Genomic DNA, 19,095 nt, shown 5'->3' with positions numbered 1-19,095 from the left:
CCTGATAAGGAACCACCTTGATTTCATGGAGAAAGCCTTATGGCCGAGACCGCAGCAAGCCGCACCGGCAGCGTTTCCCGCAAGACCAATGAGACGTCCATTTCCGTTTCCGTCAATCTCGACGGTACAGGCAAATCGACGATTTCGACGGGCGTCGGCTTCTTCGACCATATGCTGGACCAGCTGTCGCGACACTCGCTGATCGACATGGAAATCGAGTCCAAGGGTGACCTGCATATCGACGACCATCATACGGTCGAAGATACCGGCATCGCCATCGGCCAGGCGATCGCCAAGGCGCTCGGCGACCGCCGCGGCATTACCCGCTACGCTTCCATTGATCTAGCCATGGATGAGACGATGACGAAGGCTGCCGTCGATCTCTCGGGCCGTCCCTTCCTGGTTTGGAATGTTTCCTTCACAGCCCCGAAGATCGGCACTTTCGACACGGAACTGGTACGTGAATTCTTCCAGGCGCTCGCCCAGAATGCCGGGATCACGCTGCATATTCTCAACCACTACGGTGCCAACAACCACCATATTGCAGAGACATGCTTCAAGGCTGTCGCCCGCGTTCTGCGTACAGCGACAGAGATCGATCCGCGGCAGGCAGGCCGTGTTCCCTCGACCAAGGGCACGCTTGCCTGAGCCCCAGCAGGGAGCGACAGATGGCATCCAGCTATGTTTTTCTTGTTCCACCGGACGGACGGCGCGAGGACACACGCACGATCCGCGACGGCTTTGCCTTCTTGGCCTTCTTATTTCCGTGGATCTGGCTCCTGGCACACCGGCTCTGGTTCCATGCGATCATCGCTTTTGCACTTCAGGCAATTGGCGGCATGCTGACGGAAGAGCCGGGCTTCGGGCCAGCGGGAATGGCGCTCGCATTTGCGGTCAACCTGTTCGTCGGGCTCGAGGGGCAGAATTTCCGCATCCGCAATCTCGCGTTCCGCGGCTGGCGAGAGGATGCGGCGATCGGCGCGCCCTCACTCGAGCTTGCGGAAGAGATCTATTTTTCCAACATCGAGACCGGTGCCGATACGAAGGCGCCTGAATGGAACCAGGCTGCCGGCCTGCAGGCGCGGTCTGGACATTCCACGTCGCTCGGTCTCTTCGGCTTTGATGGAGGGCGCAAATAATGCGCGTCGCAATTATCGATTACGGCTCGGGCAATCTGCGCTCGGCGACGAAGGCTTTCGAACGTGCGGCCCGCGAAGCCGGCATCGAGGCGGAGATCAATCTCACCGACAAGGCGGAGATTGTCGCAGCGGCTGACCGTATCGTTCTGCCAGGCGTTGGCGCCTATGCCGATTGCCGCCATGGACTTGACGCTGTACCCGGCATGACGGAAGCCCTGCTCGAAGGCGTCGAGAAGAAGGCGCGGCCCTTCCTCGGCATCTGCGTCGGTATGCAACTCATGTCCTCGCGCGGTCTCGAAAAAACGACGACGCAGGGCTTTAGCTGGATTCGCGGTGACGTCGTCGAGATGACGCCTGCCGATCCGGAACTGAAAATCCCGCAGATCGGCTGGAATACATTAGATCTCCAGCACACCCACCCGCTTTTCGACGGTATTCCGACCGGGCCGGATGGATTGCATGCCTATTTCGTGCACTCTTATCATCTCGCTGCTGAAAATGCTGGTGACGTGATCGCCACCACAGACTATGGCGGGCCGATGACCGCCTTCGTCGGGCGGGACAATATGGCTGGTTCGCAGTTTCACCCCGAGAAGAGCCAGAGGCTCGGGCTGGCGCTGATCGCGAATTTCCTGCGCTGGGCGCCGTAAGGGCTGGCTTTTAATATCGGCGCCTTATTTCCCTTGTAATTGAAAAGCCAAGGACAGGAGCGCGCTCGATGCCGGCTTCGCAGAAATCAGGCAAGATCTTTTACATGCTGCGGCCTTCCAGAGAGGGACAGCCGCCTTTTGTCGATATCAAGCTGCCGGGCGGAACGACTATCCGGCAGGTCGACGAGGCGATCCATCGCAAAGCGCTCTCCAATGCCGCCAAGGCGCTCAAAGAGAGGCTCGATTGATGATGCATGAAAGCTTCCCCGGAAACGAGAATTCCATGTTGCGGTCGAACGGCAGCGTCAGCGCCGTGGATCTCGCCGAAGCGGTGCTGGAATTTTACATCGAAGGCGAAGACGATTTGATCGGCCTGCTCGCCTATGCACTCTATGAGCGCCAGAAGCGGGATTTCATCGTCAGCCATCGCAAGCGCAATGCCGGCCGTTCGCCGAACGAAGCAGAAATCGCGGCCGTGACAAGCAACTATCTCTCGGCCGATTTGCGCAACACGCTTCGCGATCGCGCATCGCTGATCCTTTCGAGCTATGCCGAGACCTATGTCGAGGCCATGGAACCGCAGATCCAGCTCGTCGCCACCAACAGCGAGGCGTTGCGCCAGGTGCGCGATATCGAAAAGTCTGTGAAAAGGCGCACTGGCTTCTGGCGCCAGGTCCGGGTCGGCTTCATCGTGACGTTGCTGCTGGTCGCGCTTTTCGCCGCGGCCACCATTGCCGCTGTCTTTTTCCGTTCGGATATCGTAGATGCGTGGAATGCACTGATAGTGCCCATGCTGTTACGGACTTGAGACGAATGATCCTTTTTCCCGCGATCGACTTGAAGGGCGGACAATGCGTTCGCCTGAAGCTCGGCGACATGCAACAGGCAACCGTCTACAACACCGATCCGGCCGCCCAGGCGAAATCCTTCGAAGAACAGGGATTCGAATGGCTGCATGTGGTCGATCTCGACGGCGCCTTTGCGGGACATTCGGCCAATGGCGACGCCGTCGAGGCGATTCTGAAGGCCACGAAGAACCCGGTTCAGCTCGGTGGCGGCATCCGCACGCTCGACCATATCGAAAGCTGGCTGTCGCGCGGGCTGCGCCGCGTGATCCTCGGCACCGTTGCGGTGCGCGACCCGGCGCTCGTCCTTGAAGCCTGCAAGAAGTTTCCGGGCCGCGTTGCTGTCGGTATCGACGCCAAGGGCGGCAAGGTAGCCGTCGAAGGCTGGGCTGAGGCATCCGAACTCGGCATCATCGAACTCGCGAAGAAATTCGAAGGCGCTGGCGTTGCCGCGATCATCTATACGGATATCGACCGCGACGGTATTCTGACGGGTATCAACTGGGCATCAACGCTGGAACTGGCGGGTGCCGTTTCCATCCCGGTTATCGCATCGGGCGGCCTTGCCTCGATCGACGATATCAAGCGCATGCTGCAGCCGGACGCCCGCAAGATCGAAGGCGCCATTTCCGGCCGTGCCCTCTACGACGGTCGGATCGATCCGAAAGAGGCGCTCGATCTCATCAAGGCTGAACGGGCGAAGGAGACTGCATAATGAGCCTGAAAGCCCGTGTCATCCCCTGCCTCGACGTCAAGGACGGCCGTGTCGTCAAGGGCGTCAACTTCCTCAACCTGGTCGATGCCGGCGATCCTGTCGAAGCGGCCAAGGCCTATGATGCGGCCGGTGCCGACGAACTTTGCTTCCTCGACATTACCGCCTCTTCGGACAACCGCGAGACGATTTTCGATGTCGTGGCGCGCACCGCCGAACAGTGCTTCATGCCGCTTACCGTCGGCGGTGGCGTTCGCACCATCGCCGATATCCGCAAGTTGCTGCTTTGCGGCGCCGACAAGGTCTCGATCAATTCAGCAGCTGTCAACAATCCGGATTTCGTCGCCGAAGCCGCCGATAAGTTCGGCGACCAGTGCATCGTCGTGTCGATCGATGCCAAGCGCCGGCTGACGCAACAGGTTGGCGGCGACAATCTCAGCGCCTGGGAAATCTACACACATGGCGGCCGCAACGCGACCGGTATCGATGCGGTGGAATTCGCCCAGAAGATGGTTGCCCGCGGCGCCGGCGAATTGCTTGTCACCTCCATGGACCGCGACGGCACGAAGATCGGCTACGATCTGGAGCTAACACGGGCGATAGCCGATTCCGTCCGCGTGCCCGTCATCGCCTCTGGCGGCGTGGGCGATCTTGACGATCTCGTGGCCGGCGTGAAGGAAGGCCATGCCAATGCGGTGCTCGCCGCATCAATCTTCCACTTCGGCACCTATTCCGTCGGCGAAGCAAAACGCTACATGTCCGAGCGCGGCATCGCGATGCGCCTCGACTGAGTTTGAAAGCAGGACCATGAGCGGATTTTCCCTTTCCGACCTCGAGCGGATCGTCGACGAGCGGGCGAAGGCCTCCCCGGACGAATCCTGGACCGCCAAGCTGGTGGCTGGCGGACAGCAGAAAGCAGCCAAGAAGCTAGGCGAAGAAGCGATTGAAGCGGTTATGGCGGCCGTCGCCAATGACCGCGATAACCTCACCTACGAAGCAGCCGACGTTCTCTATCACCTATTGGTCGTATTGAAGATTGCTGAAATACCGGTAGAGAATGTCATGACCGAACTTGCGCGGCGAACCGTGCAATCCGGCCTCAAGGAAAAGGCCAGCCGGCAGAGTTCATGAGTATCGCAACGCAGATTATCGGAGTGGCGGAAAAGGTGGATGACTTCCAGACCGCTTCTTATTCTCCCTATCATTTCTTCAGCTCGGACCAGTGGGCAAAGTTTCGTGCCGATACGCCGCTGACGCTGACAGGAGATGAGGTCAAGCGACTTCGCTCCATGGGCGACCCTATCGACCTTGATGAAGTCAGGCGCATTTATCTGTCGCTGTCACGCCTGCTTTCAGCGCATGTCGAATCCTCGCAGTTGCTGTTCAAGCAGCGCAACCGGTTCCTCAGCCTGTCGAATGTGACCAAGACGCCGTTCGTGATCGGCATTGCCGGATCGGTGGCCGTCGGCAAATCCACGACGGCGCGTATTCTGAAAGAATTGCTCGGACGCTGGCCTTCCAGCCCGAAGGTCGATCTTGTCACCACAGACGGTTTTCTTCATCCCAACGCTGTACTGAAGCGCGAGAACCTGATGCAGCGCAAGGGTTTTCCGGAAAGTTACGATACAGGCGCGATCCTGCGTTTCCTGTCGGCGATCAAGGCCGGCCTGCCGGATGTGAAGGCGCCTTCTTATTCGCACCTCGTCTACGACGTGCTGCCGGACGAATACAAGATCGTCGACCGGCCTGACATCCTCATCTTCGAGGGCATCAATGTCCTGCAGTCACGCGACCTGCCGGCCGACGGCAAGATCGTGCCGATGGTCTCCGACTTCTTCGACTTTTCGATCTATATCGACGCCGAGGAAACGCAGATCCACAACTGGTATGTAACGCGTTTTATGCGGCTCCGGGAAACGGCCTTCCGAGATCCGAATTCTTACTTCCATCGCTACGCATCGATCAGCGAGGAGGAAGCCATGGCGATCGCCGAGGACCTCTGGGCGAATATCAACCTGAAAAACCTGCGCCAGAACATTCTGCCGACGCGACCGCGTGCCGATCTCATCCTGCGCAAGGGCAAGGATCATCTGATCGAACAGGTGGCTCTGCGCAAGCTGTAGAATCTGAACGATTCAGGGGTTCACGCGGCGGAGCGTCAGGTTGATGCGGCCGCCGTTCTTCAAAAGCGTCGAGGTCGCCGGATAGATGCGGTCGACGCCGTGGAAGCAGAGCCGGCCTTCCCCGCCGAGAATGACGAGATCACCGCTCGACAGTTTGAGGGACATGGTCTTGTCGTTCCGGTTCAGTCCACCCACGCGAAACAGGCAGGCATTGCCGAGCGAAATCGAGACGACCGGTGCCTTTAGGTCACTCTCATCCTTATCCTGATGCAGGCCCATGCGCGCCTCATCCGAATAGAAATTGACGAGGCAGGCCTCCGGCTGCTTGTCGTAGCCCGATACGTCGTTCCAGATTTCCAGCAATTCCTGAGGGATCGCCGGCCACGGCTTGCCTGTCGCCGGATGCATCGGCTGATAGCGATAGCCGCGCTCCTTATCCGTCACCCAGCCGAGCGAACCGCAATTGGTCATGCGCACCGACATCGGCTTGCCGGTGCCAGGCATGACCGGCACGTAGAGCGGCGCTTCAGCGACGATCATCCTGATGATGCCGATCAACGCGTCCTGGCGGCTGCGATCCAGATATTCCGGAAGATGGCGGATGCCGCTTAGAAGCTCCCGCATGTCATTCGCTGCCGGCCGGGCGGCCGCGCATCTTCTTGACTTCCGAGCGGCCGGATTTTTCCTTCAGGCGCCGCTCGACCGAACCCTTGGTCGGCTTGGTCTTCTTGCGCGGCGGTGGTGGCGACTTGGCGGCCTCGAGGATCAATTCCTTCAGCCGCTCGCGCGCATCCTCGCGATTGCGCTCCTGGCTGCGGAAGCGGCTGGCCTCGATCATCAGCACGCCGTCCTTCGACATGCGCCGGCCGGCAAGCTTGATCGCATTGGCCTTCACCCGCTCGTTAAGCGAAGGCGAATTCGGAATGTTGAAGAAGAGTTGGACGGCGGTCGAGACCTTGTTGACATTCTGACCGCCAGGGCCACCTGCCAGAACGAACTGTTCCGTCAGCTCCCATCCTGCGATGGTGATCCTGTCGTTAATATAGAGCGCGTCGCTGGCCATACCGCCTTCTAGCGCAAAATGGCTGCAAATTGAAAGCGGATGAAATCCGGCGACTGGGCGACCGGAAACCCGGCGCTAGGAACACCGGGTTTCACGTGAATCGCCAAGGATTTATTGGCGAATTACTCGGCGGCGGCCTTGACACCTGGCGCTGCGTCGCGCACGCCGCCGTCGACATGATCCTCGAACTTGGCGAAGTTGGTGATGAACATGGAGACCAACTTTTCAGCCTGCGCGTCGTAGGCCGGCTTATCGGCCCAGGTCGAGCGCGGGTCGAGAATGCCCGTATCGAGGCCTTCGACCGCAACCGGAACGGCAAAGCCAAAATTCGGATCCGTACGGAGTTCAACCTTTGCGAGCTCGCCGGAGAGGGCCGCCGTCAGCAGTGCTCGGGTTGCCCTGATCGGCATGCGTTTGCCGGTACCGTAAGCACCGCCGGTCCAGCCGGTGTTTACGAGCCAGCATTCGACTCCGTGGCGCCGGATGAGCTCCTTCAGCAGATTGCCGTATTCGGCCGGATGGCGCGGCATGAAAGGTGCGCCGAAGCAAGTCGAGAAAGTCGCTTCCGGCTCCGTGACACCCTTTTCCGTGCCCGCCACCTTGGCAGTGTAGCCGGACAGGAAGTGGTACATGGCCTGATCCGGTGTCAGCTTGGCGATTGGCGGCATCACGCCGAAAGCATCAGCCGTCAGCATGATGATGGTCTTCGGATGACCGGCAAGGCCGGTTTCCGATGCGTTCGGAATGAAGTCCATCGGATAGGCGCAGCGGGTATTTTCCGTCAGCGACGCATCGTCAAAATCCGGCTCGCGCTTCTCGTCGAGGACGACGTTTTCAAGCACGGTGCCGAAACGTTGAGTGGTCGCATAGATTTCTGGCTCGGCTTCCGCCGACAGACGGATGGTCTTGGCGTAGCAGCCACCTTCGAAATTGAAGATGCCGTTTTCGCCCCAGCCATGCTCGTCGTCGCCGATCAGCGTGCGGGATGGGTCGGCCGAGAGCGTCGTCTTGCCCGTACCTGACAGGCCGAAAAAGACCGCAGCGTCACCTGCCGGGCCGACATTGGCCGAGCAGTGCATCGGCATGACGCCCTTGGCGGGCAGCAGGTAGTTCAGCACAGTGAAGACCGATTTCTTCATCTCGCCGGCATAGGAGGTGCCGGCGATCAGAACGATACCGTTGGTCAGATCGCATGCGATCACCGTTTCGGTGCGGCAGCCGTAGCGTTCCGGATCGGCCTTGAAGCTCGGCAGATCGATGATCGTCAGCTTCGGCGCAAAATCTGCAAGCGCATCGGCCTTCGGACGGATCAGCAGATTACGGATGAAGAGCGAGTGCCAGGCAAATTCGGTCACGACGCGCGTCGGCAGCGACTGGCCCGCGTCGGCCCCGCCGATGAGATCCTGCACGAAAAGATCCTTGCCGACGGCATGGGCCAACATGTCCTTATGCAGCAGGGCGAAATGCTCCGGCGACATCGGCTTGTTGTTGTCCCACCAGATCTGACCATCCGTATTCTCATCGCGGACGAAGAACTTGTCGCGCGGAGAACGGCCCGTGTGCTGGCCAGTGGTGGCTCGAAGAGCGCCCTGGGCTGTCAGTTCGGCCTCTCCTCGGCGAATCGCTTCCTCGTAGAGAAGAGCGGCGGAAAGGTTGTAACGGACGCTCCGTACGTCGCTGAAACCGATCGTCGCCAGCTCGATTGCCTGGTTGTGAACTCCGAACGTCTCCATAGCTTTTCCCTTCGCTGAGGCGCCTTGGCCGTTAAAATATGCGCGAAAGTAAGAGGAGAAATTTTAAATGGCAATAGATATAATTTCAGAAAATATAACAATATCAGATAATTAATCGATTTAAATCTGGAGAATTCATTTTAAATCGTTTGAAGGCGTCCTGTTGAAACAACTTGTCGCACGACTTACGATTGCGGCCTGATCAGCGCTGGCAATCTACCCCTTTATCTTTGCCACAATTTGTTCCACCTTTATCCTCCATAAGCGCAACCGGTCCTAAAGACCGCCTGGGGAGACGAAATCCGGGAGATTGCGCACTGATGACGGAGATGAATACCATGCCGACAATCGCGCTCGTTGACGACGACCGCAATATTCTCACTTCCGTGTCGATCGCACTGGAAGCCGAGGGATATAAGGTCGAGACCTATACGGATGGCGCTTCGGCGCTGGATGGTCTGCTTGCCCGCCCGCCGCAACTGGCGATCTTCGATATCAAGATGCCGCGTATGGACGGCATGGAGCTGCTTCGCCGCCTTCGCCAGAAGTCGGACATGCCGGTCATCTTCCTCACCTCCAAGGATGAAGAGATCGATGAGCTGTTCGGCCTGAAAATGGGCGCCGACGATTTCATTACCAAGCCGTTCTCCCAGCGCCTGCTGGTCGAGCGCGTTCGCGCCGTTCTGCGCCGCGCGTCGAGCCGAGAGGCGGCAGCGGCCGGCGGCGGCGCCGTCGTTGGCGCGCCGAAGGCCGGCGCGGTTCAGCAAGCCCGCTCACTCGAGCGCGGCCAGCTCGTCATGGACCAGGAGCGCCATACCTGCACCTGGAAGGGCGAGCCAGTCACCCTCACCGTTACCGAATTCCTAATCCTGCATTCGCTTGCGCAGCGGCCGGGTGTGGTGAAAAGCCGCGATGCCCTAATGGATGCCGCCTATGACGAACAGGTGTATGTTGATGACCGCACCATCGACAGCCACATCAAGCGGCTACGCAAGAAGTTCAAGATGGTCGATACGGACTTTGATATGATTGAAACGCTTTACGGAGTGGGCTACCGCTTCCGCGAAGCAGCCTGACGCCGAAAGGCGCAGCAAGAGACGATTGAGGGTGGCGGGCCTGCCAGGCTGGCCCCGCCCTCCGAAAGGGTGTCATTGGCACAGTTGGTGCAGGAAAGGGATCTGGATGATGCGGAGGGCGTAAGCACGCGCCGCGTCAAGGGCCGGCGTTGGTCGCATCCCTTCACCCTGATCCGCCGTATCTTCGGCAATGCCGTTTTCTCGAGCCTGACGCGCCGCATCGTCTTCTTCAACCTCGCGGCCCTGCTCGTTCTCGTCGGTGGTATTCTCTATCTCAACCAGTTTCGCGAGGGGCTGATTGACGCGCGCGTCGAAAGTCTGCTGACGCAGGGCGAAATCATCGCCGGTGCGGTTTCAGCTTCCGCTTCCGTCGATACGAATTCGATCACCATCGATCCGCAGAAACTGCTCGAGCTGCAGGCCGGCCAGAGCATTACGCCGGTGCCAAATGACGAGGATCTGGAATTCCCGATCGATCCGGAAAAGGTAGCGCCTGTTCTTCGTCGGCTGATCTCGCCGACCCGCACGCGCGCCCGCATCTTCGATGCCGATGCCAATCTGCTGCTCGATTCCCGTCACCTTTATTCTCGTGGGCAGGTTCTGCGTTTCGACCTGCCGCCGGTGGAGGAGGAAAAGCAGACTTGGGGCGAATGGTTCACCGCCCTCTTCAACAAGGCACTGCAGCCGGGCAATCTGCCTGTCTATAAGGAGGCGCCGGGCGGCGATGGATCTATCTATCCCGAAGTGATGAATGCACTGACGGGTGTGCGCGGCGCAGTCGTGCGCACGACGGAAAAGGGCGAGCTGATCGTTTCGGTCGCGGTGCCGATCCAGCGCTTCCGGGCCGTGCTCGGCGTATTGCTGCTGTCGACGCAGGCTGGCGATATCGACAATATCGTCCATGCCGAGCGTCTCGCCATCATGCGCGTCTTCGGCGTCGCGACGCTCGTGAACGTCCTCTTGTCGCTCGTTCTCTCCTCGACGATCGCCAATCCCTTGCGCCGCCTTTCGGCCGCCGCTATCCGGGTGCGTCGCGGCGCGAAGGAGCGCGAGGAAATCCCTGATTTTTCCGTACGTCAGGACGAGATCGGCAACCTTTCCATCGCGCTGCGCGAAATGACGACAGCTCTCTACGACCGTATCGATGCGATCGAAAGCTTTGCAGCCGACGTCAGCCATGAGCTGAAGAACCCGCTGACCTCGCTGCGCAGCGCCGTCGAAACCCTGCCGCTCGCCAAATCCGACGATTCCAAGAAGCGGCTAATGGACGTCATCCAGCACGATGTCCGCCGCCTCGACCGTCTGATTAGCGATATCTCGGATGCTTCTCGTCTCGATGCCGAGCTTGCGCGCGTCGATGCTGGCTCAGTGGATCTGGAAGTCTTTCTGCGCGACCTCATCGAGGTGTCGCGCCAGATCCGCAGCAACAAGAAGAAGGTCGAGATCGAATATGTCGTGGATCGCAAGTCGAACGTCAAGACGCGCTTCGTCGTCAAGGGACACGACCTGCGTATTGGACAGATCATCACTAACCTTATCGAGAACGCCCGCTCCTTCGTGCCGGAGCAGGACGGCAAGATCACTGTGCGTCTGGTCCGCACCCGCTCCCGTTGCGTCGTCTATATCGAAGACAACGGGCCGGGCATCCAGGCCGAGAATATCGACCGCATCTTCGAGCGCTTTTATACCGACCGGCCGGAATCCGAAGGCTTCGGCCAGAATTCCGGCCTCGGGCTTTCCATCAGCCGACAGATCGCCGAGGCGCATGGCGGCTCGTTACGGGCTGAAAACATCGTCGACGATGAAAGCGGCAAGCTGCTTGGCGCCCGCTTCATCCTTGCCCTTCCGGCCGATGCCTCGGCATGATCAACATCCACGCCACCGCAATTGTCATTGGAAAGACTGGGTTGCTGTTCACCGGCCCCTCAGGCTGGGGCAAGTCGATGACCGCTTTTATCTGCATGGCGGAGGCGCGAAGGCAGGGACTTTTCTCTGCCCTCGTGGCCGACGATCAGGTGTTTCTTTCGAAGCAGGACGGCGCACTTATTGCCACCTGCCCGCCTGCCATTGCCGGACTAATCGAATTGCGCGGAACCGGCATCATAAGGCATGACCATATTGTCCAGGCGGCGATGCACTTCGCGATCCTGCCAGGCAGCGCGACGGGTGAGAACAGGCTCCCTCCAGAGGGGGAAACCACCATCCTCGCCGAGGGTTTCGAGCTGCCTGTATTGCGGTTGTTGCCCCATCTCTCTCTGCCCCTTGCGGTGCTGATGGCAAAAGCGCCGGAAATCGGAAGCTGAGGTCTTCCGGACGGCCCTATACGGCCTATATATTTATATTTTTATCTTGCACTTCGGCTTTTGATCGCCAAGATGTGCCCCCACCGGTGGACGTAATTGCTGCGTTGCGATATTGGGGCCACCGTTTGCGTATGCCATTGGGAGCAGTAATATCATGATCGGACTTGTGCTTGTCACTCATGGCAAGCTGGCTGAAGAGTTTCGTCATGCCGTAGAGCACGTCGTCGGTCCTCAGAAATTCATCGAAACGGTCTGCATTGGACCGGAAGACGATATGGACCAAAGACGACAGGACATTCTCGAAGCTGTTTCCGGCGCAGACGATGGCCACGGCGTCGTCATTCTCACCGACATGTTCGGCGGCACACCTTCCAATCTCGCAATCTCTGTCATGAGCAGCGGCCACACCGAAGTTATCGCCGGCGTCAACCTGCCGATGCTGATCAAGCTTGCCGGCGTGCGCGGCGAAAACAATATGGAAAAGGCGCTCGCCGAGGCTTCCGAGGCAGGGCGCAAATACATCAATGTCGCGAGCCGGGTGCTGAGCGGAAAATAGAAAGCCTTCATGACGTCGCTCTCCCGGGAATTGCTCATCATCAACAAGCGCGGTCTGCACGCGCGTGCCTCCGCGAAATTCGTTCAGACCGTCGACGCCTTCGACGCGACGATCACCGTTTCCAAGGATGGTATGACGGTTGGCGGCACCTCCATCATGGGCCTGATGATGCTCGCGGCGAGCCCCGGCTCCAGCGTCGTCGTCTCTGCCACCGGCAACCAGGCCGCCGAAGCACTGGATGCGCTTGACCAGCTCATCCAAAACAAGTTCGGCGAAGAAATCTGATCTTCAGAGCCATATAAAGATATAAAGACTTCTTTATATCTCCGTTGCCATTCCGGTTGAAGCCTGCTAAACGGCGAACATGCTGTGCATTCCGCACGCGTTGATCCGTCGCGCGGTCACGTCGCGTCCTTGCGATGTTTTTGAGACGTTTTCAGCCTGGAGAACCCTATGAGCACTGAAAAAGACTATGTCGTCGCCGATATCGGCCTTGCAGATTTCGGCCGCAAGGAAATCACCATCGCCGAAACCGAAATGCCGGGCCTCATGGCCTCCCGTGCTGAATTCGGTGAATCCCAACCGCTGAAGGGCGCGCGCATCACCGGCTCGCTGCATATGACGATCCAGACCGCCGTTCTCATCGAGACATTGGTCGCCCTCGGCGCCGAAGTTCGCTGGGCTTCCTGCAACATTTTCTCGACCCAGGACCATGCCGCAGCGGCAATCGCCGCCGCCGGTATCCCGGTATTTGCCATCAAGGGTGAATCCCTCGTCGACTACTGGAACTACACCGACAAGATATTCCAGTGGGCTGATGGCGGCCTATCCAATATGATCCTCGACGATGGCGGCGACGCCACCATGTACATCCTGCTTGGCGCCCGCGCCGAAGCCGGTGAGGACGTTCTCTCGAACCCCCATTCCGAAGAAGAAGAAATTCTCTTCGCCCAGATCAAGAAGCGGCTGACAGCAACGCCTGGCTGGTTTACCAAGCAGCGCGATGCCATCAAGGGCGTCACCGAAGAAACCACCACGGGCGTCAATCGCCTCTATCAGCTCAGCCAGAAGGGCCTGCTGCCCTTCCCGGCAATCAACGTCAACGATTCCGTCACCAAGTCGAAGTTCGATAACAAGTATGGCTGCAAGGAATCGCTGGTCGACGGCATCCGCCGCGGCACCGACGTGATGATGGCCGGCAAGGTCGCCGTCGTCTGCGGTTACGGCGACGTCGGCAAAGGTTCTGCCGCATCGCTCTCCGGCGCCGGCGCCCGCGTCAAGGTCACGGAAGCCGATCCGATCTGCGCCCTGCAGGCCGCCATGGACGGCTATGAAGTCGTTCTGCTCGAGGATGTCGTTTCCTCCGCCGATATCTTCATCACCACGACCGGCAACAAGGACGTCATCCGGATCGATCACATGCGTCAGATGAAGGACATGGCGATCGTCGGCAATATCGGCCACTTCGACAACGAAATCGAAGTCGCGGCGCTGCGTAACCTCAAGTGGACCAACGTCAAACCGCAGGTCGACCTGATCGAGTTCCCGAAGGGCAACCGCATTATCCTTCTCTCCGAAGGCCGCCTCCTCAACCTCGGTAATGCAACAGGCCACCCATCCTTCGTCATGTCGGCCTCGTTCACCAACCAGACGCTGGCCCAGATCGAGCTCTTCACCAAGCCCGGTCAGTACGAGAACAAGGTCTACATCCTGCCGAAGCATCTGGACGAGAAGGTTGCGCGCCTTCACCTCGACAAGCTCGGCGTGAAGCTTACCCAGCTTAGCGAAGAGCAGGCTGCCTATATCGGCGTGAAGCCGCAGGGTCCGTTCAAGTCCGACCACTACAGATACTGATTTCACCTTCAATATCCACAAGATGTGGTAGCTCCGGCATTGACAAATGCCGGAGCTTATTTTTTGGACGATCTCTTTCCGACGATTCCCTAACGAAGTATTGTTTTGAGACTTGATTCGTGGCGTCGGAGCTCTCCGTTTTCCACGAAAATGGGATGTCTTGTCGTAATGCGGCACATTGAAGGACGGAGACATACCGCGGATGTCGGAAATGAAACACAGCCTGCCCGGCCAGGCGGAGGATAGCGCTCACGCCGCTGACCGCCCGCTTCAGGCAGGCCAAAAATATAAGATTGCCGCGGCCCCTGTGACCGCAAGGCAAAAACAATGGTCTTTGGCACGTATTGCAAAGCTATGCGCTGCCGGCACCGCTGTTGCCACTCCGGCATGGCCGGCTCTGACCCAGCCGGCGACCAATGTCGGCGCATCGGCGCATCTGTTTACCTCCTCGCAGGTCGTTGGTCTTTCCGTCGTCATCGGCGTGATTTCGGCTGCGCTGCTTTCGACGCTGTGGCTGGTGCGTCAGCGCGGCAATCTCGAAAATGAAAGCCGAGAAATCCGCTCTGCGCTTTCGGATGCTCAGCAGCGCATTTCGCAATATCAGGCGCTCATTGCCGACAAGAATCGGCGCATCGTCATCTGGGACGGCGTCGCCCGTCCGGAACTGCTCGGCCAGCTTCCGCCAGAAACCGGCGCGCCGCAGGACAATGAATTCCTTGCCTTCGGTCTCTGGCTGAAGGCGCGATCGGCTTCCGAGCTGGAGCGGGCAATCGGTCGTCTTCGCGAGCAGGCGGAAAGCTTCGACATGGTGGTCGAGACCATCCGTGACGAGGTGCTCGAGGCGCAGGGTCGGGTTTCCGGCGGCCGTGCTTTTGTCCGTTTTGTTGCACTCAACAATCTGCGGGCGGAACTGGCAGAACTGAAGATCGAGCGCGATCGACTGATGAGCTCGATTTCCGCCTTCCAAACCATGCTCGACGCCATCGACATGCCGGCCTGGCAGCGCGATACTGCCGGACGGCTGACCTGGGTAAACCATGCCTATGGCGATGCCGTCGAAGCGCAATCGCCTCATCAAGCCGTCACCGAAGGCCGTGAAATCCTGACGACGGTTGCCCGTGAGCGCATCCGCGCTACCGCAACGCCGGAATCGCCCTTCCATGATACGATTTCGACGGTCGTACGCGGCAACCGGACATTCTTCGACGTGGTCGATGTCAAGGTTCCCAGCGGTTCAGCGGGTATTGCTGTCGACGTCTCCGATGTCGAGGCTGTTCGGGCCGAGCTGGAGCGGACGCTGAAAAGCCATGCCGAGACGCTCGACCATCTGGCAACGCCCGTCGCCATCTTCGACGGCGATCGCCGATTGCAGTTCTACAATCAGGCCTTCGTTTCGCTTTGGGAGTTCGATATCGCTTTCCTCGAAAGCAAGCCCGACAATAGCGAACTTCTCGAACGCCTGCGCGCGGCCAAGAAACTGCCCGACCAGCTGAATTGGAAATCGTGGAAGGAAACGGCGCTTTCCGTCTATCGTTCGCTCGATACGCAATCCGATCTCTGGCACCTGCCGAACGGGCAGACGCTCCGCGTCTTTGCCACCGCGCATCCGCAGGGCGGTGCGACCTGGGTTTTCGAGAACCTGACCGAACAGGTCGATCTCGAAACGCGCTACAATACGCTGGTGAAAGTCCAGGGCGAAACGATTGACCATCTGTCGGAAGGTGTTGCCGTTTTTGGCCCCGATGGCCGCATCCGTCTCTCCAACCCGGCTTTCCGGGCGCTGTGGGGCGTTACCGAATCGGAAGCTAAACCCGGCACGCATATCCGCGCCATCGGCGAAGCCTGCGCGCCGTCCTATGACCAGCCGGACGGTTGGAAGACCTTTGCCGAGCTGATCACCAGCTTCGACGACGAACGCCGTTCCAGCCAGGGAACGCTCGAACTGCTGTCTGGCCTCGTCCTCGATTTTGCCGTCACCCCGCTCCCGAATGCTCAGACGATGCTGACCTTCGTCAACATGACCGACAGCGTTCGTGCCGAGAGGGCGCTGACAGAAAAGAACGAGGCTCTGCGAAAGGCAGACGAGCTGAAGAACGACTTCGTGCAGCACGTCTCCTACGAATTGCGCTCACCGTTGACGAACATCATCGGCTTTACCGATCTTCTGCGCACGCCGGGCGTCGGCCCGCTGAACGAACGGCAGGCCGAATATATCGACCATATCGCGACCTCGTCTTCGGTGCTGCTGACCCTTGTGAACGATATTCTCGATCTCGCGACCGTCGATGCCGGCATCATGCGGCTTAACTACGCGGAAATCGATCTCGCCGATCTCCTCGACGACGTTTCCATGCAGATCGCCGACCGGCTGCAGGAAAGCGGCGTCTCGCTTGAGATCACGGCACCCGCCTATCTCGGCTCGATCGTTGCCGATCCGCAACGGCTGAAGCAGATCCTGCTGAAGCTTCTCACCAATGCTGCCAATTTCTCACCTGAAGGCGCATCCATTTCGCTGGAATGCCGCCGGGAAGGTACGGATTTCGTCTTCTCCGTCCGGGATCGTGGCCCCGGCATTTCTCCGGAGATGGTCGCTACGGTCTTCGATCGCTTCGCGACCGGCGCCAAGAGCGGAAAACGCGGCGGAGCGGGCCTTGGCCTTTCGATCGTCGACAGCTTCGTCAGCCTGCATAATGGCGAGGTCAGCATCGACAGCGAGCCAGGTAAGGGAACGACAGTCACCTGCCGCATCCCTTCCATCAACCTGCCGCATTCCGTCGCCGCCGAATGACGCAAGGCGACGTCATCTCGCTTTTCCTGGAAAACGAGGCGGCAACCAACCGCCTCGGCAACGAACTCGCGCTTGCGCTGAAGGCCCGCGATTGCCTGGCGCTTTCAGGTGATCTCGGGGCGGGAAAGTCCTCGCTTGCGCGTGCCTTTCTGCGCACCATGGCCGACGATGATGGGCTGGAGATTCCAAGCCCGACTTTCACGCTGGTGCAATCCTACGAGCTGCGCATTCCGGTCTCACATTTCGACCTCTACAGGCTCGGCGATCCCTCGGAGCTGACGGAGCTCGGCTTTGAAGAAGCGCTCGAAAACGGCATCTGCCTCGTCGAGTGGCCCGAAATGGCAGAAGGTGAACTGCCTGAAACGTGCGTCTCGCTGCGACTAGAACATGAAGGCGCCGGCCGTCGCGCCACGCTCACGGCACCCGAAAAGACTGCAGCTCGTATCCGTCGTGTGCTGGCGATACGTAACTTCCTTGCCGATGCCGGCTACGGTGACGCGAAGCGACGGTTTCTTATCGGCGACGCATCGCTTCGCGCGTATGAATCGATCTATCCGAAGACGGGCGATCGCAAGATCCTGATGGACTGGCCGCCGTTGCCCGACGGTCCGCCCGTTCTGGACGGCAAGCCCTACCCCAAAGTCGCGCACCTTGCAGAAAATGCTTATCCTTTCGTGGCAATCGCTGACGCACTGCGCGCACGGGGTTTTGCAACACCGGAGATTTACAAGGTCGATTACGAGCAGGGCATTCTGCTGATCGAGGATCTCGGCACCGACGGTGTGCTCGATGACGACGGGAGGCCAATCGCCGAGCGTTATCGGCAAAGCGTCGCCTGCCTTGCCCATCTTCATTCGATGCAAATCCCGCATGATATCCCGGTTACAGCCACGCACACGCATCATATTCCGGACTTCGATCGCACGGCGATGAAGATGGAGGTGCGCCTGGTTCTAGACTGGCATATTGCCTGGAAGCGCGGCAGCCCACCCACAGATGCCGAGCGCGAGGAATATCTTGCGATCTGGGATCGCTTGATCGATGCGCTGCAATCAGCTGAAACGAACCTGCTGCTGCGCGATTTCCATTCGCCTAACATCATCTGGCGAGGACATGAAAACGGCATTCGCAAGATCGGCATTATCGACTTCCAGGATGCGATGATCGGACCGACCGCCTATGACCTCGCTTCCATCGTCCAAGACGCGCGCGTGACGATCGAACCGGATCTCTTCCGTCAGCTGATGGACGACTATCTTTCGCTCCGGCAGAGCCAAGGTGTTTTCGACGAGGTCGGATTCATGAAGGCATGGGCCATTATGTCGGCACAACGCAACTGCAAACTTGCGGGTCTCTGGGTGCGGCTCTTGCAGCGAGACGGCAAACCCGGCTATCTGCAACATATGCCACGCACGCTGTCTTACCTGAAGGTGGCGCTGCAACACGAGGCGCTTGCCCCCTTGCGTGAATGGTGCGCAAGGGCTGGAATAGTACCCGTCGAATCATAAGATCGAATCAGCATGACTATCAGACAAGCCATGGTACTGGCCGCGGGGCTCGGAATCCGGATGCGCCCGATTACCGACACGATTCCGAAGCCTCTGGTGAAGATCGGTGCAAAGCCGATGATCGACTATACGCTGGATTCATTGGTCGAAGCCGGCGTCGAGCGCGCTGCTGTCAATGTCCATCATTTCGCCGATCAGATGGAAGACCATCTGAGAAACTATCGTGGGCTCGATATCCTTATTTCCGACGAGCGCGATGCGCTGATGAACTCCGGCGGCGGCCTTAAAAAAGGGCTCAAGCTGCTCGATCGCGATTTGGTCTTCGTTATGAATGCCGACCTGTTCTGGATCGGCGAGCCCGGAGGGCAGCCAAGCAACTTAAGGCGCTTAGCCGGATTCTTCGATGTCGAGCAAATGGATATGGCGCTGCTCTGCGTGCGCATCGAAAACACGACAGGGCATAATGGCAAGAATGACTTCAGCCTTGGCGCCGACGGCCGGCTGACCCGCTACCGCGACGATCCTTCCAATCCGGTCGTCTATGCCGGTGCGATCGTCATGAGCCCTGCGCTGCTTGACGATGCGCCCGAAGATGCCTTCAACCTCAACATCTATTTCGACAAGGCGATCGCCCGCGGCAGGCTCTTCGGCATGTTGATGGACGGCCATTGGCTGACTGTTGGCACACCCGAGGCGATTGACGAAGCGGAGGAAACGATCCGGCGGTTCCGGACGTTTGCATAAC

General features: G+C 59.1%; 21 protein-coding genes. 18 read left to right on the top strand and 3 right to left on the bottom strand.

Annotated elements, in window-relative coordinates; all coding sequences use genetic code 11:
• Positions 1–39: 39 nt before the first annotated feature.
• From hisB to coaA, 9 genes are all read left to right on the top strand, one after another.
• Positions 40–648, top strand: a complete 609-nt coding sequence (gene hisB, locus EV281_RS22090; RefSeq protein ID WP_132656252.1) for an imidazoleglycerol-phosphate dehydratase HisB — start codon at positions 40–42, stop codon at positions 646–648.
• A 20-nt stretch (positions 649–668) separates the two neighbouring features.
• Complete coding sequence (locus EV281_RS22085; protein ID WP_132656250.1) at positions 669–1,139, top strand: DUF2628 domain-containing protein; 471 nt, start codon at positions 669–671, stop codon at positions 1,137–1,139.
• A complete protein-coding gene (gene hisH / locus EV281_RS22080; RefSeq protein WP_132656248.1) occupies positions 1,139–1,789 on the top strand; it encodes an imidazole glycerol phosphate synthase subunit HisH in 651 nt (216 codons plus the stop codon). Before EV281_RS22085 ends, hisH begins: the two co-directional genes overlap by 1 nt.
• A 68-nt stretch (positions 1,790–1,857) precedes the next feature.
• The gene (locus tag EV281_RS22075; protein WP_132656246.1) at positions 1,858–2,037 is read left to right on the top strand and encodes a hypothetical protein; all 180 of its coding nucleotides are present in this window, start codon (positions 1,858–1,860) and stop codon (positions 2,035–2,037) included.
• The gene (locus EV281_RS22070; protein WP_132656244.1) at positions 2,037–2,597 is read left to right on the top strand and encodes a hypothetical protein; all 561 of its coding nucleotides are present in this window, start codon (positions 2,037–2,039) and stop codon (positions 2,595–2,597) included. Before EV281_RS22075 ends, EV281_RS22070 begins: the two co-directional genes overlap by 1 nt.
• A gap of 5 nt (positions 2,598–2,602) precedes the next feature.
• Positions 2,603–3,349: a 1-(5-phosphoribosyl)-5-[(5-phosphoribosylamino)methylideneamino]imidazole-4-carboxamide isomerase gene (gene hisA / locus EV281_RS22065; protein ID WP_132656242.1), complete on the top strand. Its 747-nt coding sequence runs from the start codon at positions 2,603–2,605 to the stop codon at positions 3,347–3,349.
• The gene (hisF, locus tag EV281_RS22060; RefSeq protein WP_132656240.1) at positions 3,349–4,137 is read left to right on the top strand and encodes an imidazole glycerol phosphate synthase subunit HisF; all 789 of its coding nucleotides are present in this window, start codon (positions 3,349–3,351) and stop codon (positions 4,135–4,137) included. Before hisA ends, hisF begins: the two co-directional genes overlap by 1 nt.
• Positions 4,138–4,153: 16 nt before the next feature.
• Positions 4,154–4,477 (top strand): phosphoribosyl-ATP diphosphatase, encoded by a 324-nt coding sequence (locus tag EV281_RS22055; protein WP_132656238.1) that lies wholly within the window; start codon positions 4,154–4,156, stop codon positions 4,475–4,477.
• Positions 4,474–5,469, top strand: a complete 996-nt coding sequence (gene coaA, locus EV281_RS22050) for a type I pantothenate kinase (protein ID WP_132656236.1) — start codon at positions 4,474–4,476, stop codon at positions 5,467–5,469. The genes EV281_RS22055 and coaA overlap by 4 nt, the downstream gene beginning before the upstream one ends.
• Positions 5,470–5,481: 12 nt before the next feature.
• Here coaA and EV281_RS22045 read toward each other — a convergent pair whose 3' ends face one another.
• From EV281_RS22045 to EV281_RS22035, 3 genes are all read right to left on the bottom strand, one after another.
• Positions 5,482–6,093, bottom strand: a complete 612-nt coding sequence (locus EV281_RS22045) for an alpha-ketoglutarate-dependent dioxygenase AlkB (RefSeq protein ID WP_132656234.1) — start codon at positions 6,091–6,093, stop codon at positions 5,482–5,484.
• Between the two features lies 1 nt (position 6,094).
• Positions 6,095–6,532, bottom strand: coding sequence for an alternative ribosome rescue aminoacyl-tRNA hydrolase ArfB (gene arfB, locus EV281_RS22040; RefSeq protein ID WP_132656232.1), 438 nt, complete (start codon positions 6,530–6,532; stop codon positions 6,095–6,097).
• A 122-nt stretch (positions 6,533–6,654) separates the two neighbouring features.
• Positions 6,655–8,265, bottom strand: coding sequence for a phosphoenolpyruvate carboxykinase (locus EV281_RS22035; RefSeq protein ID WP_132656230.1), 1,611 nt, complete (start codon positions 8,263–8,265; stop codon positions 6,655–6,657).
• Between the two features lie 338 nt (positions 8,266–8,603).
• Here EV281_RS22035 and EV281_RS22030 point away from each other — a divergent pair, with 338 nt between their 5' ends.
• The 9 genes from EV281_RS22030 (at position 8,604) to EV281_RS21990 (ending at position 19,094) form a co-directional block, all read left to right on the top strand.
• Entirely contained in the window at positions 8,604–9,341 is a 738-nt protein-coding gene (locus EV281_RS22030; RefSeq protein WP_207896885.1) for a response regulator transcription factor, read from the top strand.
• A gap of 75 nt (positions 9,342–9,416) precedes the next feature.
• Positions 9,417–11,207 (top strand): sensor histidine kinase, encoded by a 1,791-nt coding sequence (locus EV281_RS22025; protein ID WP_132656226.1) that lies wholly within the window; start codon positions 9,417–9,419, stop codon positions 11,205–11,207.
• A complete protein-coding gene (locus EV281_RS22020) occupies positions 11,204–11,644 on the top strand; it encodes a serine/threonine protein kinase (protein ID WP_132656224.1) in 441 nt (146 codons plus the stop codon). Before EV281_RS22025 ends, EV281_RS22020 begins: the two co-directional genes overlap by 4 nt.
• Before the next feature lie 154 nt (positions 11,645–11,798).
• The gene (locus EV281_RS22015; protein WP_007813746.1) at positions 11,799–12,200 is read left to right on the top strand and encodes a PTS sugar transporter subunit IIA; all 402 of its coding nucleotides are present in this window, start codon (positions 11,799–11,801) and stop codon (positions 12,198–12,200) included.
• 9 nt (positions 12,201–12,209) lie between these two features.
• Entirely contained in the window at positions 12,210–12,485 is a 276-nt protein-coding gene (locus tag EV281_RS22010; RefSeq protein WP_132656222.1) for an HPr family phosphocarrier protein, read from the top strand.
• 168 nt (positions 12,486–12,653) lie between these two features.
• The gene (gene ahcY, locus EV281_RS22005) at positions 12,654–14,054 is read left to right on the top strand and encodes an adenosylhomocysteinase (protein WP_132656220.1); all 1,401 of its coding nucleotides are present in this window, start codon (positions 12,654–12,656) and stop codon (positions 14,052–14,054) included.
• Between the two features lie 202 nt (positions 14,055–14,256).
• Positions 14,257–16,842 (top strand): PAS domain-containing sensor histidine kinase, encoded by a 2,586-nt coding sequence (locus EV281_RS22000; RefSeq protein ID WP_132656218.1) that lies wholly within the window; start codon positions 14,257–14,259, stop codon positions 16,840–16,842.
• Positions 16,839–18,350: a tRNA (adenosine(37)-N6)-threonylcarbamoyltransferase complex ATPase subunit type 1 TsaE gene (gene tsaE, locus EV281_RS21995; protein WP_132656216.1), complete on the top strand. Its 1,512-nt coding sequence runs from the start codon at positions 16,839–16,841 to the stop codon at positions 18,348–18,350. The genes EV281_RS22000 and tsaE overlap by 4 nt, the downstream gene beginning before the upstream one ends.
• Positions 18,351–18,362: 12 nt before the next feature.
• The gene (locus EV281_RS21990; protein ID WP_132656214.1) at positions 18,363–19,094 is read left to right on the top strand and encodes a nucleotidyltransferase family protein; all 732 of its coding nucleotides are present in this window, start codon (positions 18,363–18,365) and stop codon (positions 19,092–19,094) included.
• Position 19,095: the final 1 nt, after the last annotated feature.

The sequence above is a fragment of the Rhizobium sp. BK418 genome (genome assembly GCF_004341105.1).
Lineage (GTDB): Bacteria > Pseudomonadota > Alphaproteobacteria > Rhizobiales > Rhizobiaceae > Rhizobium.
This window is presented reverse-complemented; position numbering and strand designations above follow the sequence as displayed.

Coding starts and splice junctions, on each gene's coding strand:
- coaA (WP_132656236.1), top strand. CDS start 4,474: ATGAGTATCGCAACGCAGATTATCGGAGTGGCGGAAAAGGTGGATGAC.
- EV281_RS22055 (WP_132656238.1), top strand. CDS start 4,154: ATGAGCGGATTTTCCCTTTCCGACCTCGAGCGGATCGTCGACGAGCGG.
- EV281_RS22035 (WP_132656230.1), bottom strand. CDS start 8,265: ATGGAGACGTTCGGAGTTCACAACCAGGCAATCGAGCTGGCGACGATC.
- EV281_RS22045 (WP_132656234.1), bottom strand. CDS start 6,093: ATGCGGGAGCTTCTAAGCGGCATCCGCCATCTTCCGGAATATCTGGAT.
- EV281_RS22020 (WP_132656224.1), top strand. CDS start 11,204: ATGATCAACATCCACGCCACCGCAATTGTCATTGGAAAGACTGGGTTG.
- tsaE (WP_132656216.1), top strand. CDS start 16,839: ATGACGCAAGGCGACGTCATCTCGCTTTTCCTGGAAAACGAGGCGGCA.
- EV281_RS22070 (WP_132656244.1), top strand. CDS start 2,037: ATGATGCATGAAAGCTTCCCCGGAAACGAGAATTCCATGTTGCGGTCG.
- EV281_RS22015 (WP_007813746.1), top strand. CDS start 11,799: ATGATCGGACTTGTGCTTGTCACTCATGGCAAGCTGGCTGAAGAGTTT.
- EV281_RS21990 (WP_132656214.1), top strand. CDS start 18,363: ATGACTATCAGACAAGCCATGGTACTGGCCGCGGGGCTCGGAATCCGG.
- ahcY (WP_132656220.1), top strand. CDS start 12,654: ATGAGCACTGAAAAAGACTATGTCGTCGCCGATATCGGCCTTGCAGAT.
- EV281_RS22000 (WP_132656218.1), top strand. CDS start 14,257: ATGTCGGAAATGAAACACAGCCTGCCCGGCCAGGCGGAGGATAGCGCT.
- hisA (WP_132656242.1), top strand. CDS start 2,603: ATGATCCTTTTTCCCGCGATCGACTTGAAGGGCGGACAATGCGTTCGC.
- EV281_RS22010 (WP_132656222.1), top strand. CDS start 12,210: ATGACGTCGCTCTCCCGGGAATTGCTCATCATCAACAAGCGCGGTCTG.
- hisF (WP_132656240.1), top strand. CDS start 3,349: ATGAGCCTGAAAGCCCGTGTCATCCCCTGCCTCGACGTCAAGGACGGC.
- hisH (WP_132656248.1), top strand. CDS start 1,139: ATGCGCGTCGCAATTATCGATTACGGCTCGGGCAATCTGCGCTCGGCG.
- arfB (WP_132656232.1), bottom strand. CDS start 6,532: ATGGCCAGCGACGCGCTCTATATTAACGACAGGATCACCATCGCAGGA.
- EV281_RS22075 (WP_132656246.1), top strand. CDS start 1,858: ATGCCGGCTTCGCAGAAATCAGGCAAGATCTTTTACATGCTGCGGCCT.
- hisB (WP_132656252.1), top strand. CDS start 40: ATGGCCGAGACCGCAGCAAGCCGCACCGGCAGCGTTTCCCGCAAGACC.
- EV281_RS22085 (WP_132656250.1), top strand. CDS start 669: ATGGCATCCAGCTATGTTTTTCTTGTTCCACCGGACGGACGGCGCGAG.
- EV281_RS22030 (WP_207896885.1), top strand. CDS start 8,604: ATGCCGACAATCGCGCTCGTTGACGACGACCGCAATATTCTCACTTCC.